Annotated in this window: 15 protein-coding genes; 11 read left to right on the top strand and 4 right to left on the bottom strand. The window is 53.1% G+C overall.

Going from position 1 to position 17,109, the window contains the following annotated elements; translation table 11 throughout:
* Positions 1–20: 20 nt before the first annotated feature.
* From dtd to F1379_RS03955, 10 genes are all read left to right on the top strand, one after another.
* Positions 21–464, top strand: coding sequence for a D-aminoacyl-tRNA deacylase (gene dtd, locus F1379_RS03995; protein WP_150266566.1), 444 nt, complete (start codon positions 21–23; stop codon positions 462–464).
* A 216-nt stretch (positions 465–680) separates the two neighbouring features.
* Positions 681–836 carry a hypothetical protein gene (locus tag F1379_RS29705; protein ID WP_162551067.1) on the top strand — a complete coding sequence of 52 codons (156 nt, stop codon included), beginning with the start codon at positions 681–683 and terminating at the stop codon, positions 834–836.
* Between the two features lie 146 nt (positions 837–982).
* Entirely contained in the window at positions 983–1,489 is a 507-nt protein-coding gene (locus tag F1379_RS03990; protein WP_150266564.1) for a type 1 glutamine amidotransferase domain-containing protein, read from the top strand.
* A gap of 47 nt (positions 1,490–1,536) precedes the next feature.
* Positions 1,537–1,977, top strand: a complete 441-nt coding sequence (locus F1379_RS03985) for a hypothetical protein (protein WP_150266562.1) — start codon at positions 1,537–1,539, stop codon at positions 1,975–1,977.
* 801 nt (positions 1,978–2,778) lie between these two features.
* Complete coding sequence (gene hisS / locus F1379_RS03980; protein WP_150266560.1) at positions 2,779–4,035, top strand: histidine--tRNA ligase; 1,257 nt, start codon at positions 2,779–2,781, stop codon at positions 4,033–4,035.
* Positions 4,036–4,108: 73 nt separating this feature from the next.
* Positions 4,109–5,884, top strand: coding sequence for an aspartate--tRNA ligase (aspS, locus tag F1379_RS03975; protein ID WP_150266558.1), 1,776 nt, complete (start codon positions 4,109–4,111; stop codon positions 5,882–5,884).
* Between the two features lie 67 nt (positions 5,885–5,951).
* Complete coding sequence (locus F1379_RS03970; protein ID WP_150266556.1) at positions 5,952–6,707, top strand: tRNA threonylcarbamoyladenosine dehydratase; 756 nt, start codon at positions 5,952–5,954, stop codon at positions 6,705–6,707.
* Complete coding sequence (locus F1379_RS03965; protein WP_150266554.1) at positions 6,704–7,354, top strand: YdeI/OmpD-associated family protein; 651 nt, start codon at positions 6,704–6,706, stop codon at positions 7,352–7,354. The genes F1379_RS03970 and F1379_RS03965 overlap by 4 nt, the downstream gene beginning before the upstream one ends.
* A gap of 298 nt (positions 7,355–7,652) precedes the next feature.
* Positions 7,653–8,954 (top strand): NCS2 family permease, encoded by a 1,302-nt coding sequence (locus tag F1379_RS03960; RefSeq protein WP_150266552.1) that lies wholly within the window; start codon positions 7,653–7,655, stop codon positions 8,952–8,954.
* A gap of 149 nt (positions 8,955–9,103) precedes the next feature.
* Positions 9,104–11,311 (top strand): HelD family protein, encoded by a 2,208-nt coding sequence (locus F1379_RS03955; protein WP_150266550.1) that lies wholly within the window; start codon positions 9,104–9,106, stop codon positions 11,309–11,311.
* Positions 11,312–11,501: 190 nt separating this feature from the next.
* On the opposite strand, the gene F1379_RS03950 is transcribed toward F1379_RS03955, so the two are convergent.
* The 4 genes from F1379_RS03950 to F1379_RS03935 all read right to left on the bottom strand — a co-directional run bounded on the left by F1379_RS03950 (position 11,502) and on the right by F1379_RS03935 (position 16,278).
* Entirely contained in the window at positions 11,502–13,517 is a 2,016-nt protein-coding gene (locus tag F1379_RS03950) for a methyl-accepting chemotaxis protein (RefSeq protein ID WP_150266548.1), read from the bottom strand.
* Positions 13,518–13,698: 181 nt separating this feature from the next.
* Positions 13,699–14,691 (bottom strand): hypothetical protein, encoded by a 993-nt coding sequence (locus tag F1379_RS03945; protein ID WP_150266546.1) that lies wholly within the window; start codon positions 14,689–14,691, stop codon positions 13,699–13,701.
* A gap of 45 nt (positions 14,692–14,736) precedes the next feature.
* Positions 14,737–15,510, bottom strand: coding sequence for a PHP domain-containing protein (locus F1379_RS03940; protein WP_150266544.1), 774 nt, complete (start codon positions 15,508–15,510; stop codon positions 14,737–14,739).
* Positions 15,511–15,525: 15 nt separating this feature from the next.
* Entirely contained in the window at positions 15,526–16,278 is a 753-nt protein-coding gene (locus tag F1379_RS03935; protein ID WP_150266543.1) for a radical SAM protein, read from the bottom strand.
* 549 nt (positions 16,279–16,827) lie between these two features.
* On the opposite strand from F1379_RS03935, the gene F1379_RS03930 reads away from it, so the two are divergent.
* A complete protein-coding gene (locus tag F1379_RS03930; protein WP_150266541.1) occupies positions 16,828–17,109 on the top strand; it encodes a CD3324 family protein in 282 nt (93 codons plus the stop codon).

Raw genomic sequence — 17,109 nt, 5'->3', positions numbered from 1 at the left:
AAGGAGCTGAACAGGAAGACATGAGAGTGGTGGTGCAGCGCTGCAAGGAAGCGCAGGTGACCGTAGACGGTGAAGTAACGGGGGCAATCAGAGCAGGGCTGATGCTGCTGGTCGGCGTCACTCACGGGGATACCGAGAAGGACGCCGCTTATTTGGCCGACAAGGTAGCCGGCTTGCGTATCTTCGAGGATGAAGCAGGTAAAATGAACCATAGCGTCACCGATACGAACGGGGCAATCCTTTCGGTGTCGCAGTTCACGCTGTACGGCGACTGCCGCAAAGGGCGGCGCCCGAATTTCATGGCTGCGGCGGCTCCGGATGAAGCGAAGCGGCTGTATGACTATTTCAACGAGCAATTACGTCAGAGTGGACTCCAGGTGGAGACCGGCGTATTCGGGGCGATGATGGATGTGTCACTCGTGAACTGGGGACCTGTAACTCTGCTGCTGGACAGCCGCCCGTAAACTCAATAAAGCAAGAATGCTGTGTGCAGGCTCCAAGCGGCACGCAGCTTTTTTTTGTCCAGCTGTCCGGAAATTCCGGATGGCTCGTTGGTGCGCAAGTTGAGCTCATACAGGAAGGCCCTCCACCTCCTCTTACAGGCCGGTTGCAGGCGGATAGAGCGATGCCGGGCTGGTTAAACTAAAGAGAAGCATTCTTTACAGAGGACGGGATAACATATGAGGCAATCGCAGAAAGCCTGGATATTGAGCAGAATCTCCCCCGCAGCGGCTTCGGTTACGGCCGAGGCGCTGGCTGGCGCCAAAGTCACCGGAGAGCTGCATGAACAGCAGCTGCTGAGCGGCTGGCGCCGCACTATGCTCCCACGCACCTGATTGCATACTGCCGCTGCTGCGCTGGCTGTTTACTCCCGGCAGAGGGGGGCGAGCTCATGACGAAAGCGTTAACTTTTGGTTAGAAAGCACTGCAATCAGGGTAATAGAACATCAAGAACAAGAATAGCAGAAAGGAGAACTTATCCATGAGTAAGGTTGCATTTCTGCTCGCCAGCGGATTTGAAGATTCTGAAATGAAGGTTCCTTATGACGAAGTCATCAAAGCGGGGCATCAGGCTGACATTATCGGCCTGAACAAGAATGAGACCCTGCAGGGCAAGAAGGGAGAGGCCTCATATACTGCCGACAAAGCGATCAGCGAGGTCAAGGCGGAAGAATATGATGCCATTGTGATCCCGGGCGGTTCTTCACCGGAGAACCTGCGGCTCGACGCTGACATCATTACCTTTGTAAAGGACGCAGATGCAGCGGGCAAACCGATTGCCTCCATCTGCCATGGCCCGCAGATCCTGATCAGCGCTGAGCTGCTGCAGGGCCGCACCATCACATCCTATCCTCCGCTGCAAGATGACGTGGTGAACGCCGGCGCGGAATTTAAGGATGAAGAAGTCGTCGTTGACGGCAATTTCATTACATCACGCACACCGAAGGATGAGCCCGCTTTTGTGCGTGAGCTGCTTAAGGTGTTGTAATAGAGTATTAAGATATTCCATTAACTACTCCTAAGGAGGGAAAGATCATGAGTAAAAGAATTCAGGCGTATTTCAGGTCGGAGGATGAAGCGGAAGGTGCCAAAACATCACTGATACCGTACGGCGTAGGGGATATGGAGGTCTCTGCACTGACCGACCCGCTGCGTATCGACGGAAAGCATAGACGCAATATTCTTTTGCCGCTGGTTCCGTATAACAATTCCGCAATGGCGGGGGGCGCATTCGGTGCCGTAGGCTCTGCAGATATCGCAGCCGGGACCGTTGTAGTGCCATCCGTTGCCTTGAACGATGATGAACTGGACCGCAGGGATTTGGGCAGAGACCCAGAGCACAGCGAGGTTTATGCGCAGGATGGAGATTTGGACGATATCCGTTACGTGATGGATTTGAAGATTGCCGACGAGAGATATCATGAGGTGGTAGAGGTCCTGCGCGGCAAACATGCTTATGTAGAGGTATTTGATTAAGTCCGGTTTCCATACCACCGGTTTTAGCTTCGGCCATCCCTGCTTAACAGGGGTGGCCGAAGTTTTTTGTTGGACAATATTACTTGCACAAATTTTTTGTCTGAATTATGCAATCATTTGTCATAAACTGCTAGACAATAAATATGCTGATGGTGTACAGTGGATAAGGCGAGATCAGGGGGATGGACGGACTTATAAAACGCTTTCTTGAATGTAATATAACTGTAATATTACATACATGATTCCTTAATATAGCGTGTTTATAATAAAAGCATGACCCCCTTTTTTATAATATATGTTCTTGGACCTGCGGGATTCGCCTGCAGGTCATTTTTTTTGCATTCTGCGGAATCGAAGGGGATTTAGCTGCTTTCCCGTTTTTTTAATTTACTTTCTTGACTTTAGCGCAGTGGTTCAGTAGAATCTAACAATATACGGAATGTTATACACGTTTTGATGACGGGAACAAGTAATCCGGTACCCACAACCCCAGAGAGGAATCCCGGCTAATAGCGGTGATTTTACCGTTATAATGCCTGTGCTGCAAGGATTCTGTTGATGCACGGATGAATGACCTCCCCGAGAACGCACGGCGAAAGCGGGCCAGCCGGTAGTGGCCTGATGTCAGTAGCCGTAGCGCGTAGGCGGGCGTTAACCGCTGTGAGCGGAGCTCAGCTGCTATTGGCTGGTCCGGAATGTGGGTGGTACCACGGGTGATTACATTTGGAATGATAATCCCTCGTCCCTGTTTGTAAACAGGGATGGGGGATTTTTTGCTTTTATATCAGGAGGGATCAGGCTGTGGGTAAAGAAAGATTCGAGAAACCAACGGGTACGCAGGACGTGCTGCCCGGTGCCGTAGAGAAATGGCAGGTCGTGGAGGCCAAGGCAAGAGACCTTTGCCGGCGCTTCAATTACCGGGAGATCCGGACGCCAATGTTCGAGCATACCGAGCTCTTCGAACGCGGTGTAGGGGAAACCACGGACATTGTCGAAGGCGAAATGTATACCTTTAAGGACAAAGGCGAACGTGATTTGGCGCTTCGTCCGGAAGGCACGGCGGGCGTTGTACGGGCATACGTGCAGAACAAGCTGTATGGTGAGCCGGATGTCAGCAAGCTGTATTACATCGGGCCTATGTTCCGCTATGAGCGGCCGCAGGCGGGACGCTACCGCCAGTTCCATCAATTCGGCATCGAGGCGTTCGGTGCAGTTGATCCGGCAATTGATGCGGAGGTCATCTCCCTTGGCTACCAATTTTACAAGGACCTAGGCCTGAAGGAAGTGCGGGTTGAGCTGAACTCCGTCGGCAATGCCCCAAGCCGTGCCGCATACCGGGAGAAGCTGCTCGCTTTCTTAACACCGATGCATGACCGGCTGTGCAAGGACTGCCAGCGCCGGATGGACCGCAATCCGCTGCGCGTACTGGACTGCAAGGTGGATCAGGATAAATTCGGGGATGCGCCGTCGATTCTGGACAGTCTGGATGAGGAGTGCAGCACGCATTTTGCCAAAGTCAGAGGCCATCTGGATGCCATGGGCGTTGCTTATAGCATTAATCCACGATTGGTGCGGGGACTGGATTACTACACCCATACCGCGTTTGAATACAAGGCGGCCGGAATCGGCACCATTGATACGGTCGGCGGCGGGGGCCGGTACAACGGCCTGGTTGAAGAGATCGGCGGGCCGGATCAGCCGGGCATCGGCTTCGGAATTGGTCTGGAGCGTATTCTGCTGATTCTGGAGAATCAAGGCGTGGAGCTGGAGACGGTAAAGCCGCTGGATGTGTATCTGGTGGCGCTCGGCGAAGCCGCTGATCTGGAAATTACGAAGCAGCTGTTCACGCTGCGCGCTCAGGGCATCTCGGCGGAACGGGATTATCTGGGCCGCAAAATGAAGGCGCAAATGAAGTCGGCCGACCGCTTGTCGGCGCGGTATACGGCGATTCTTGGCGATGATGAGCTGCAGAATGGTGTCATTACCGTTAAGGCGATGGCAACGGGCGAGCAGCGCACCGTCAAGCTGGAAGAACTGGCGCAGGCGCTGGCTGATTAAACGGCAGACCTCTGTCACCAAGCGGGTAGAGACAAGATAGCATGTCTATATTAATCATAAAGGGGTAAATGAGATGAGTAGAAGCCATTGCGGACAATTGACACTGGAGCATATCGGCCAGACTGTGACACTGAACGGCTGGGTACAGACCCGCCGCGATCTGGGGGGCGTGCTGTTCATCGACCTGCGCGACCGTACAGGCATTGTGCAAATCGTCTTCAACCCGGACTATTCCGGTGAAGCCTTGCAGACTGCCGATAAGGTAAGAAGTGAATATGTGCTCTCCGTTACGGGTAAAGTTGTAAAAAGAGATCCGGAAACGGTCAACCCGAATCTGCCGACCGGCGAGATCGAGGTCCGTATTACGGAAATCGAAGTGCTGAACTCCGCAAAGACTCCGCCATTCTTCATCGAGGACGGGGTGGAAGTCGATGAGTCGCTGCGCATGAAATACCGTTATCTCGACCTGCGCCGCCCGGAAATGCACAAGACGCTGCTGCTCCGCTCCAAGACGACCAAGATTTTCCGCGATTTTCTGGACGGTGAAGGCTTCATAGATGTAGAAACGCCGATTCTGACCAAGAGCTCCCCCGAAGGCGCACGCGACTATCTGGTTCCTAGCCGGGTGCATGAAGGCGAATTCTTCGCGCTGCCACAGTCCCCTCAGATCTACAAGCAATTGCTGATGGTGGGCGGTATTGAGCGGTATTACCAGATCGCCCGCTGCTTCCGTGACGAGGACCTGCGTGCCGACCGCCAGCCGGAATTCACGCAGGTCGACATCGAGACCTCCTTCATGTCGCAGGAAGACCTGCTGGGCATGATGGAGCAGCTGATGCAGCGCCTCCTGAGAGAAACTATTGGCGTAGAGGTGGCTCTGCCGTTCCAGCGCCTGACTTATGCAGATGCCATGGGTAAATACGGCTCGGATAAACCGGACCTGCGCTTCGGACTCGAACTGGTGGAAATGAACGATATTGTAGCAACCAGCGGCGTCAAGGTGTTCGCTTCCGTTATCGAAAAAGGCGGCGAAGTGAAGTGCCTCAACGCGAAGGGCTGCGGCACCTGGACCCGTAAGGAGATCGACGATCTCGGACCTTATGCTGCCCGCTACGGCGCCAAGGGTCTGGCCTGGATTCAGGTCAAAGACGGCGAATTCAAAGGACCGATCGTGAAGTTCTTCACCGAGGAAGAAATCGCCGCCGTGAAAGAGCGGACCGGTGCCGAGGATGGCGACCTGCTGCTCTTCTCCGCCGACACTAAGAAAGTGGTCGCTGATGTACTCGGCGCGCTGCGCCTTAAGATCGGCCGCCAGCTCGGGCTGATCGACGACAGTGTGTTCAAGTTCGCTTGGGTAACCGACTTCCCGCTGCTTGGCTATGACGAGGAACAGAAACGTTATGTGGCGGAGCACCATCCGTTCACCCGCCCGAATGATGAAGACCTGCATATGCTTGAATCCGACCCGGGCGCAGTCCGTGCACAGGCCTATGACCTTGTGTTGAACGGCTACGAAGTGGGCGGCGGCTCCCAGCGTATCTACAAGCGCGATGTCCAGGAGAAGATGTTTGACGCGCTTGGATTTACTCCGGAAGTAGCCTACGAGAAATTCGGTTACCTGATGGATGCCTTTGAATACGGCACGCCGCCGCACGGCGGGATCGCCTTTGGCCTTGACCGCCTGGTGATGCTGCTGGCAGGACGCAGCAACCTGCGCGAAACCATTGCCTTCCCTAAGACGGCCAGCGCCACCGACCTGCTGATGGACGCACCGTCTCCGGTAGACAATGCGCAGCTGGAGCAGCTGCACATCAAACTGGCTCCAAAGCCGGTAAAAGCGAAAAATTAATCATCCGGCCCGCCGCCAGGCTTGTTATCCGCCTGCGGCGGAGCCGTTTAAAGGAGGATTTATCCTTATGCTGCATCAGTTCTCGCGTACAGAGCTGGCTATCGGGCCGGAAGGCCTGGATATACTGAAGAACAGCACCGTTGCGGTGCTCGGCATCGGCGGCGTCGGTGCTATGGCCGTTGAAGCGCTGGCACGTACCGGCGTAGGCCGCATTATCCTCATCGACAAGGATTCGGTTGATATCACGAATGTCAACCGGCAGATCCATGCGCTGACCACGACGATCGGCCAGAAGAAGGCCGACCTGATGGTCGACCGGGTGAAGCTGATCAATCCGGAAATCGAAGCGATTGCGCTGAACATGTTCTACACGGAAGAAACCTATGAAGAGCTGTTTAAATACAAGCCGGATTTTGTAATCGATGCGTCGGATACAATCATTTACAAGATTCATCTGATCAAGGAATGCCTCTCCCGGGGCATCCCGATGATTTCAAGCATGGGTGCGGCCAACAAAATGGACCCGACCCGCTTCCGGGTAGCCGACATCTCCAAGACGGAGATGGACCCGATCGCCCGCGTCATCCGCCAGAAGCTGCGCAAGGACGGCATCAAAAAAGGCGTGAAGGTCGTGTTCTCGACCGAACAGCCTGTGAAGCCGCGCGTGGACGTCACCGAGCAGATCGTACCGGCGGATGCCCCGGACCGGCGTAAGGCTAAGCAGCCGCCGGCGAGCAATTCGTATGTACCGCCAGTCGTTGGACTCATCATGGTCAGCGTGGCCGTGAAGGATCTGCTGGAGGCCGGCGGCATCAGCGTATGAATACGGCACTGATGAAGAAGCTGCGCCTGCCGGAAGTCGGCAAAGTGCTTGTCCTGCAGCCGCCGGACGGCTTCCTGCAGGAGCTGGGGCTGGATACGGACGCCGCATCCGCTACAGACGGGATGCAGGGCGCCTATGATTATGTCCAGTTATTTGCGGAGAGTGTCAGCGAGCTGGAGCAGTACGGCCCGCAGGCGCTGGCTGCGATCAAGCATGACGGTCTGCTGTGGATCTGCTATCCGAAGGGCAGCTCCAAGCTCAAGACCGACCTCAGCCGGGACAAGGGCTGGGAGCTGGTCTGGAACGCAGGCTATGAAGGCATCTCGCTGATCTCCATCGACGGGACGTGGTCAGCGATGCGGTTCCGGCCACTGGGAGCGACTTCCCGCCGTCGTCCGGAAGGCTCAGGGGCCGTTTCCAAGCCGAAAGCGCCTGCCGCTGAGCTACCTGTGCCCCAGGAGCTGCAGGCGGCGCTGGACCGGAACGAAGCGGCGTTTGCCTTCTTCCAAGAGCTTGCCCTTTCTCACCGCAAGGCCTACATTACCTGGATTACGGACGCAAAGCGGGAGGAGACCCGTACGGCTCGGATCGCTCAGACCGTGGAGAAGCTTGTACTCGGGAGGAGAAATCCTTCAGACAAGGGCTGATAAATAGAGTCAGAAGAGAAAGATTGGAAGGGCGTACGGCCGGACAACCGGCTGCTTTCGCCCTTTTTGCTGCTAATTAGTTAGGGTCTCAAGGTTCCTGCAAGGGTCCTGAACCGGAGGCCGTGTTATAACCCCACTATGTGGGGTTATGTTGTGTTTAAGATTCAAGTTCAGGTTATTCGGTTTTGCCGGCGCCGATTGTTGGCATAATAGTGGGGCCGGGAAGCGGGAGCTGAATAGGGTCCCTCCAATTGGGGTATAGCCTGAGCGGAACCGAAAGATTAGTGGAGGTAGGAATATGAATACGAATTTTTGGCGGAACAGCGTGGGGCTTCAGCCGGGAGATAACTGGAAAAAGGAAATCCCGGCAGGCATCCTGTCTTATTTTGCCTCTGTATATATTGTAATGGTCAATGCAGCGATCCTGCATGATGCAGGTGTGCCGCTGCGTCCGGCGATGGTCGCTACGCTGCTGACGGCGATCACCGGCTGTCTTCTGATGGCCTTCGGCGGCAAATCGCCAATTGTGGTGGTGCCGGGCATGGGGATCAACGCTTTCTTCACCTATACGCTGGTGCACTCGATGAAGCTCGATTGGCGTGAGGCGTTCGCCGTTGTGGTGGTTACGGGCGTGCTCTTTGCCGTTGTTGCCTTTACCTCATTGTACCGGATTCTGAGCGAAGCGATTCCCCGCAATCTGCAGCATGCGATAACAGCGGGCATCGGCCTCTTTCTGACCTTCATCGGTCTGCAAAAAAGCGGAATCGTCATTGCCCATCAGACGACGTTTGTGGCCATCGGGCATTTCAGCGATCCGGCGGTCATTACCTCCTGTGTTACGCTCATTCTGGCCTTGGTGCTGTTCATCCGCGGCACGCGCGGCGGCCTTCTGATCAGTATGGCGGTGGGCACGGGGCTTGCTTATTTGCTGGGCGCCGCGCATAAGCCGGAGCAGACCGGGACGGGGCATGTATTTACCGGATACGGAGGCTTGTTCGCAGGCATGGATTTCGGCGGGCTGATCAGCCTCGTCTTCTGGATTGCCGTGTTTCTGCTGCTCCTTATTGTTGTGTTCGAGAATATCGGGCTGATCGCGTCCCAGACGCTGATGGCCGGACGTCCGGAGCGCTTCAAGAGCAGCCTGCGGGCGCTTTCGCTTGCCAACATCGCCGCCGGCGTCTTCGGCAGCAGCCCGGTCGTGGCCGCCGCTGAATCGACCGCAGGCATCGCCGCCGGGGGACGCACCGGACTGACCCCGCTTGTTACCGGGGGGTTATTCGCTGCTACCTTTCTGTTCATCCCGCTGCTGGCGTATGTGCCGGACAGTGCCATCGCCCCGATCCTGATCGTCATCGGCGGCCTGATGCTGCAGAGCGTCCGGGAAATGGAGCTTGGCGATTTGACGGAGCTATTCCCTGCCTTTCTGATTATGGTCATGATCCCGTTCACCTACAGCATTGTAGACGGCATGGCCTTCGGGTTTATTACTTATCCGATCATCAAGCTGGCGATGGGCCGGGGCAAAGAGGTGCCACCGGCGCTGTATGGTATCGCCGCTCTGTTCGTCGCTAACTTCGTGGTGCATGCCCTGATGGGATAACCCTGCAAGGTAACAGCTCCGCATGAATAATTTCTATATGGGCAAGAAATAAATGGCTTTTCCGGCGTCGCTATGATACAATTGGTTTCCTTTTTGTGTGAGCTTGTTCAGTCTTGCACGAGGAAATAACTTTTAGGAGGTAACTGAAATTGGCGGACAACTTTCAAAGTGCCTATCAAGAGGAAGAAGACAGGCTGAACGACACGCTGACGGAAATTGATTCGGCGCTGGAAAGGCTGCAGAATACTCCGGTATATACGGGACATGATTATACGGAGCAGGTGCTGGAGGATTCAAGGGAGCAGCGGCGCCATGATTTAACCAAGGTCAGACAGGAGCCGTATTTCGGACGGCTCGACTTCCAGGAGAACGGAACGGATGAACCCAAGGCGCTCTATATCGGCAAAATTGGAGTAGACCGCGAACAGGTAAGCGACCGTCCGCTAGTCATCGACTGGCGCGCACCGGTTGCAAGCCTGTTCTATTCGTTTACAGGAGGGACGGACCCGGCTTCTTATGAAGCGCCGGAAGGGCTGATTGAGGGGCTGGTCTACCTCAAGCGCAACGTAGTGATCCGCAAGCGGATTCTGGAACGGGTGGCGGATACGTACGACCGGGACAGCGATGCACCGGCCGTATCCGACGAATTCCTCGTCTACCGGCTGGGAGAGAACAAGGACAACAAGCTCCGCGATATCGTCTCCACGATACAGGAGGAGCAGGATAAGATCATCCGCGCCGCCAAGAACACCGCACTGATTATCCAGGGGGTGGCGGGCAGCGGAAAAACGACAGTCGCGCTGCACCGATTGGCGTTCCTGCTGTATCAGTACAAGGAGCAGGTTACAGCCGAGCGGATGATTATTTTTGCACCGAACCGGATGTTCCTTGATTATATTTCCGATGTGCTTCCGGAGCTGGGCGTCGGCAATATCATGCAGAATACATTTCCGGATTGGGCGGCAGGCATGCTGAATCTTACCCTGCCTGAGCAGGATACATCGGAAACGCTGAACCGCTGGTTTGAACGGGAAGGCGGAATGCCGGAGATCACCGCAGAGACGCCGGGGCGGTTCAAAGGCTCCACTGCACTGATGGGCGTGATTGAGGATGCCGTCCGGCTGCTGGAGAACGGAGCGGTGCCCGAAGGGGATTTCAGCCCGTGGGAAGGGACAGTGCTGCGCCGCTCGATGATTCTGCGCTGGTACAACGACGAATATGCTCCCTACCCGCCGGCCAAGCGCAAGGAGCGTGTGATGGCCCGAATACACCGCTGGATCGAAATGGAGCTGAAGAAGAGCCCGTCGGCGGCTGCCCTGAAGGACCGTAAGAAGAAAGCTGCCGCCCGCGAGAAGGCCTACAGCACCAAATGGCCGAAATATGATCCGCTGACCATTTACAAGCAGATCTTCCGGGCAGCCAAGACGCCGGAGCACTGGCCGTCCGAAGCGCCGGAGGCGATCCCGGCGGGGGTGCTGAAGGAAACAGCCAAGGATCTCAAGAAAGGGCTGATACGCGAGGAAGACCTGCCGCCGCTGCTCTACATCCATTATTTGCTCAGCGGCAACGAAGGCAGCGAGCGCTTCGACCATGTCGTCATCGACGAAGCGCAGGACTTCTCGCCATTTCAGATTGCTGTGCTCGATTTGTATGTACGCGGTCATTCTTTTACGATATTGGGCGATCTGTCCCAGGGCATCCATGCCTATAAAGGTGTGCATGACTGGGATGAGATGCAGCGGCTCTTCGCGGGTGACCATACGGCCTATCACGCGCTTACCCGAAGCTACCGGTCCACCATGGAAATCATCGAGTTTGCAAATGGCATACTGACCACCGGGGTTGGCAGCCCGCTGCTCGCCGTTCCGGTCTTCCGCAGCGGCAACCCGGTCCGGCTGATATCTTACAGTGACAGGCGGCCGGGTGTTCATGAAGCTGTGGAGGCAGGGTCCGCCGGTGAGCGCTTCGAAGCCATCCGCGCGGCTCTGGCCGCGTTGTCTGGGCGGGAATACCGCACGGTGGCCGTATTGACCCGCACGCTGCGCGAAGCGGAGGAGCTGTATGCCGGGCTGACGGCGCATTTTGCCGAGCTTCACCTGATCGACGGCAGCATGACCGAATACCTTGGCGGACTGTCGGTGCTGCCGGTCTATTTGTCCAAGGGGCTGGAGTTCGATGCGGTCATTCTGGCCGATGCGGACAACGGGCATTACGGCCCGGCAGCGTGGGATGCGAAGCTGATGTACGTCGGCTGCACCCGGGCGCTGCATGAGCTGTGGCTGATGTCGGGCGGGGAGTTACCGGCCTATATCAAGGCCCAGGAAGAAGTCAGCGCCATGGGCTGGCCGGAGACATAGCCACTTATAGAGGCAATGGACATGAAAGGCATCTTCAGGCTGTAAATAGCCGGAGATGCCTTTTGTTGCATGTGATGGATGGCTCATCACGAACAAGACCCTCCCAGTGTCGTGGAGGCTCCCGAGGATATATGAGCGGAGCTCGACGCAAAAAAGCCCCTTGAACGAATCATTCAAGGGGCGGCGCATGTTATTTCCCGTTCTCCGGGCGGCTGTCGAAACGGAACCGCTCCACCTGCTTCTGCATGTCTTCCGCCATGGTGGACAAGGAGGCGGAGGAGGAGGTGATTTCCTGCATGGAAGCGAGCTGCTCTTCCGTCGCCGCGGTTACGCTCTGGAAGGAGTCCAGCGACGCACGGGAGATCGAGGCCATCTCCTGGACGGAAGCGGCAACCTCGGCGGAGCTGGCCGACATCTGCTCGGCGACGGCCGAGACCTCGTGAATCTGCTCGCTGACATGGCGGGTGGAATGCTCAATCTGCTGGAAGGCTGCACTGGCTTCCAGGGTAAGCGTAATGCCTTGCTCCACATCGGCGGACACGCGGTGCTTCATCATCTCGTAAGCGCTGGAGATCAGTCCCAGCATCTCGGTAATCGTATCGCGGATCTCGTCCGCGCTCGTATTGGAGGCTTCGGCGAGCTTGCGTACTTCTCCGGCGACGACGGCGAAGCCTCGCCCCTGTTCTCCGGCGCGGGCCGCTTCAATCGCCGCATTCAGCGACAGGAGATTGGTCTGCTTGGCGATGGCCGCAATGGAGGTGCTGGCTTCGGCGACCCTGGCGCTGAGGCCGTTCAGCTCGGCAATCAGACTGCCCGACTGCTGCACAGACTGGCGGATGGTGGACATCTGCTCGCTGACATGGCGGATTTTACCGCTGCCGGTGCCGACATCCTGCTCGGTTGCTCCTGCGGCTTCGACGATGGACTCTGCGGCCGAAGCAATCCTGAGAATGGCCGTGGACATTTCGTCCATCGTGATGGCCACCTCGGCGGATGCATGGGCCTGGGCTTCCGCTCCCCGCGTGGATTCCTCTACCAGCTCGGTGACGTACTCGACCGCTTTGCTGTTCTCGTTCGTGCTGGCAGAGAGCTGCTCGCTGGCTGCGGCGAGCTGTCCCGAGGTATCGGCCACATCCTGCACCATCAGCCGCAGCGAAGTCACCATCGCATTGTAATTGTCGGCAAGCTGGCCGATTTCGTCAACGCGTGTAGTGTGTACCGCCTCGTCCAGGTGCCCCTCGCTTACTCTCCGGGCGGATTGATTAAGCTGAAGGAGAGGCTCGGTGATGCGGCGGATGATGAAGAAGGTTACCACGGCGGCCAGAACTAGCGCCGTGATGAGAACAATGGCTGAATTAATCAGGATAGGATAAGCGGCCTCCGTATATTCCTTCTCCGGTAGCACGCCCGTCAGCTTGAAGCCGGTCAGTGCATTCGTTATATAAAATCCGTCCATATCTGAGCCGGCAGTATCTGTATAAGCGACCTGACCGGAAGGTGCGCGCAACTGGTCCAGCAGCTTGCCGGTTACCGGCTCAGCCACCTCCATGTTCGGATGATAAATAACCTTATTGTTATTGTCCAGGATATATACATAGCCGCTGGAGCCCAGGCTCACCGTCTGGGCAAGCTCCCTGATTCCCTCCATGCTGAGACTGATGCTGATTGCTCCTTGGCCGTCATTTAGTGCACGTGAAATCGGCAGAATGTAAGACTTTGTCACCTGGGAGAAAATCGGATCAATGACCGAAGTCCGCTCAGGGCTCTTGAGGGCATCGATGTACCAGTCCCGAACCCGCGGATCGTAATCCTCCATTTCCGTTTGCGGCGCGAACAGGTATGCTCCAGCGTTGTTGCCGGCGGCAATAATATCGATTTCTGGATGTTCTTCTTTGAATTTATCAATCAGCCGCTGAACCCGGGCTGTGTCGCCTGTCAGGTCTGTGGAGGAAATCTGGTAAGCCAGCTCATTGACACTGGCGCTTTCGAGTTCAATGAGCTGTGTAAGGGTCTGGTCGAGCAGCTCAATGCTGGATAAGGTAGTATTGGCCATCCGGGTCCGCAGCTCCGAGCGGGAGGTTTCCGACGAGATAATGGCCACTAGAAGAGTGGGCAGCACAACTACGGCAATAATGAACAGCATAAGCTCGGTCCGAAGTTTTTTGATGCGGAATATCTGTCTTAAAGGCTTCCGAAGGTGTGGCATAGTAAGTCCCCCTTATCTTCCATATCTCGAAGGTAATAGATAATTACTATATCTTTCGACATTAATCGACTAAAATTTTAGTGATTCGTCAAAATACTTTGATCATGAGAATAAAAAAATAGCGATATAAAGTTTCCTTTATTTCGCCATTTAAGCTTATATTTTATTATGACACTTTAAGTTAAGTATTCTGTATAAGCAGCATACCAATCAGGCCTTTTTCTTTTTCAATTGCCGAATGCAGCCGGCTTTTAATATTTAATAGTAATTTATCATTTTTTTGCAATACATTATATTTGAGAACGATATTCCGCAGAGTCCTGTAGTCATCTTTAAGAGGGGCGTATTCCTTAATGATGGAATCTGCAACATAAAGCGGTGAATGCTCCTTCAAATACATTAAGCGCATTTCCATTAATATTTTATGCTCCATAAATAAATGAAAGGCTCTTTTATCCAGAAAGACGAATTTCTCCTGTTCAATGATCCCATTAATATTATCGAGCATGAATTCCATAGCCTGAATGCCGTAAATCGTATGCTCTTTGATGAACATATTGACCGATGGGGTCGAATGGAGATAATGTCCAAGAGTAGCTAATATCTGAGTCGGATCAATCGCGACACCTTCTTCCGGGTGCCTTTCGAAAAGATGAATATTGTGGTAAAATTCCACATCGGCATGGATGCTCCAGTACCCTTGTTCCATTTCCTCAAAAGAGCATTCAGTCTTTATATACTTCCCGTCCGCCAAGTTGTCAGCTATATATATAGTTTGGCTTGCCCGATCATAGCCGTATACAAGTATTTCGTGCCATAATTCCGCCTTGCGGTAATGCTCTGACATGGATAAATAAAACCGGTCCACGTAAAAATACAGATACATACCGTTATCAATTGAATGGATAATACAATCGACTATTGACCCGTTAAAGCGGTCTGAAGACCACTTTCTCGGAATGATGTAATGATTTAACCATGGACAATTATCAAATAACAGATGGTGATGGTCAAAGAAATAGCTATTCCAGTCTGGGACATATTTAATTTGAATAAAGTTGTTATACACCCAGGGCCATATAGCGGGATCATCTGAAAGGATTGAAAAAATACTGCCGTAGATATTATAAGTATAGATCACAGGGTCATTTAAACTTAAAATTTTGGAGTTCACCTGGAAACCCCCCAGTTAAGATTATTTCTTACTAGGAAAATTAAGTCATGTTAAACTATCGTGAACAGGATTCAAGGCCGCAAAGTGTGTGGTATATCTAAACCCGGTCTGAAGCAGCAATTGTTGATAATATTCAAAGCTGGCGCTTAGCTGTTGAACTGAACCGGATCGTGTAGCAAGTGAAATCAAGCTTCCGCCGAGTTCATGATAACGTGTAAGGAAGGGCGTGAGCTTATCAGCCACGAAAGAGGCCTGTTCACTTTGGGTTGTTATAAAATTCACATTTAACTCAATGCATTTATATTCGCTGATCAGCGCTTTCAGCAGCATATCTAACCAGTCCATTCGATCCTGACGGCTATCAAAGGGCTCGCCTGGGCTAGAACCAGCAGCCATGTAAGCCCATTCAATTAATGGCTCAATGCAGCTGATCCCGTTTATATACCGCAAATACTTTAGTTTCCTCAACTCTTCATCGGGGCTCGACACAGTTAATACTCTGGGATCCGCAGAGGCAAGAACATAATCGACAGGATAACGGCTGGCAATGTTCATAGTAGCCTCGAAATCAGTGAAATCCGTGTGAAGCTCTATGCCTTTGTATATCTTTAACATCTGGAAATAGTGCATTTTCTTTTGAAATATGGTTTCAGCGTTCTCACCGTAATTGGCCCAAGATTTATGGGATTGTTGTGTCTCTGCAGGCAACAGTGGCTGGGTAAAAGCTATACCTTTACGGCCGAGGCGGATGGCCTCGCTGCACACGGTATCGATTAATCCTTCGGAGACTAATGCCATGGATACATGTGAATCGATCATGGTGCACCCCTTAAGTTAATATTTTGGCAGAATTTCTAGAGGGTCGAGGTTATCAATTTGGTTTTGCCAGGTGGGGGAAAGAATGGTTTCATCGTTGACGCCAGTGGCTTTGAGATTATGATACATCCCGCAGAGCGAGCAGACCTTGTCATACATATTCATAAGCGTATCGAAATTCAAGTCTTCTACATTTCTGACGGCAATTTCATGGTTAAACAATCTTGCGATGGACCCGCCGATTGAGCAGCAGTAGAAGCCGGAGAAATTAAGGCCAATTCCGCATTCCTCAGAAACCCAGCAGCCTCTGTAGCGGTGGTTCTTGAAAGCATAAATGTCACGGGGAGCAATATGGCTTAACGAGAAGCCAGGTATGAAGTTATCTACCTTGCCGGAATTCTCGATAATGATATCAGGATAAGCAGTTTGAATCTGATCCAGCTTATTGCGGGTAAAACTGGTTGTCCCGTTCGAAACAACCCTTAAATCGAGCTGTTTGTTGTAATCAGCTTTATATGTATACAGCAACTCAATTATGATATCAATTTGGGGGTGAATGGTTGGCTCGCCACCAATGAGCTTGATTTGTTCCCAAGGATGATTAGAAGTAATAGATTGATCAATAAATCTTCGGATCTGTTCAACACTCATGTTATGCTCTTTGACGGGAGGAGCCACAGAGATACCTCTGTTACAATTATGGCATTTCAGGGTGCATAAGTACGTGATATCGATCTCCAGTTTGTAAATATTAGGTATAAACGGATGCATGAATTCACCTCGGAATTTTTTATGTGAAAAGGAAAAAAAAAGAACTACATATAATACCAAATGTACATTTGTTTTGTATAAATATATATGAAATATGTCTCTGTAAGATCAGGGGTTATAGCATTAAAAGTGATCATACAGTTTAACGGAAATGCTTTTGGGGCTACACTATTTTTCTGGTGAAGAACGGTTAAAACTGTTCTTGGTCTTGTAACCCCCCTGCACCTATGGCTTAATAATAAGTGTCCGGCCGGGCAGAATCTTTCTGGAAGGAGGCTGATTGAAATGATCAAAGTATACGAGGTGGTTTCCGTCTAAGACGGAAACCTTATAAACCGGGAGGCCGCGAGGCCTCCTTCTTACTAAGACGGAAAGCTGCTGTGAAGCAGGCAGAACTTTGAGGATAGACGATAACCGCAGGGTTTAATATAATGAAATTACGGTATTTACCAAATCTGAGGAGAAGAAAGGAGGCAGGTGTTATGGAATGGACTGTTAATGCAGTGGTCGGAACGACGGCAACACACCTGTTGAAGGAGGAAACGCAACGTGAGTTACGTAAATGGAAAGGATGTGCTTCCCCCCCGCCTGCTCGAAGAGCTTCAGGGGTACATCCAGGGTGAACTGCTCTACATACCCAAGAAGAGTGAACAACGGGTAAGATGGGGCGAGAACAGCGGATCGCGGCAGGAGATTGCCAGCCGCAACGCAGAGATCTACTGCAGTCACAGCGAAGGCTGTTCGGTTAATGAGCTGCAGAAGCGCTATCACCTGTCGGAAGAAAGCATCCGTAAGATTATCTCAAAAATGCGGCTGGCGATGAACCGCTAG

Source organism: Paenibacillus tepidiphilus (assembly GCF_008635795.1).
GTDB classification, from domain to species: Bacteria; Bacillota; Bacilli; order Paenibacillales; family Paenibacillaceae; genus Paenibacillus_AQ; species Paenibacillus_AQ tepidiphilus.
Note: the sequence above shows the minus strand (reverse complement) of the source record. Positions and strands in the feature narration are given on the sequence as shown.

Excerpts from the sequence above, each read along its gene's own strand:
- F1379_RS03990 (WP_150266564.1), top strand. The coding sequence starts at position 983 with ATGAGTAAGGTTGCATTTCTGCTCGCCAGCGGATTTGAAGATTCTGAA.
- F1379_RS03950 (WP_150266548.1), bottom strand. The coding sequence starts at position 13,517 with ATGCCACACCTTCGGAAGCCTTTAAGACAGATATTCCGCATCAAAAAA.
- F1379_RS03935 (WP_150266543.1), bottom strand. The coding sequence starts at position 16,278 with ATGCATCCGTTTATACCTAATATTTACAAACTGGAGATCGATATCACG.
- F1379_RS03940 (WP_150266544.1), bottom strand. The coding sequence starts at position 15,510 with ATGATCGATTCACATGTATCCATGGCATTAGTCTCCGAAGGATTAATC.
- dtd (WP_150266566.1), top strand. The coding sequence starts at position 21 with ATGAGAGTGGTGGTGCAGCGCTGCAAGGAAGCGCAGGTGACCGTAGAC.
- F1379_RS03965 (WP_150266554.1), top strand. The coding sequence starts at position 6,704 with ATGAATACGGCACTGATGAAGAAGCTGCGCCTGCCGGAAGTCGGCAAA.
- aspS (WP_150266558.1), top strand. The coding sequence starts at position 4,109 with ATGAGTAGAAGCCATTGCGGACAATTGACACTGGAGCATATCGGCCAG.
- F1379_RS29705 (WP_162551067.1), top strand. The coding sequence starts at position 681 with ATGAGGCAATCGCAGAAAGCCTGGATATTGAGCAGAATCTCCCCCGCA.
- F1379_RS03960 (WP_150266552.1), top strand. The coding sequence starts at position 7,653 with ATGAATACGAATTTTTGGCGGAACAGCGTGGGGCTTCAGCCGGGAGAT.
- F1379_RS03985 (WP_150266562.1), top strand. The coding sequence starts at position 1,537 with ATGAGTAAAAGAATTCAGGCGTATTTCAGGTCGGAGGATGAAGCGGAA.
- F1379_RS03970 (WP_150266556.1), top strand. The coding sequence starts at position 5,952 with ATGCTGCATCAGTTCTCGCGTACAGAGCTGGCTATCGGGCCGGAAGGC.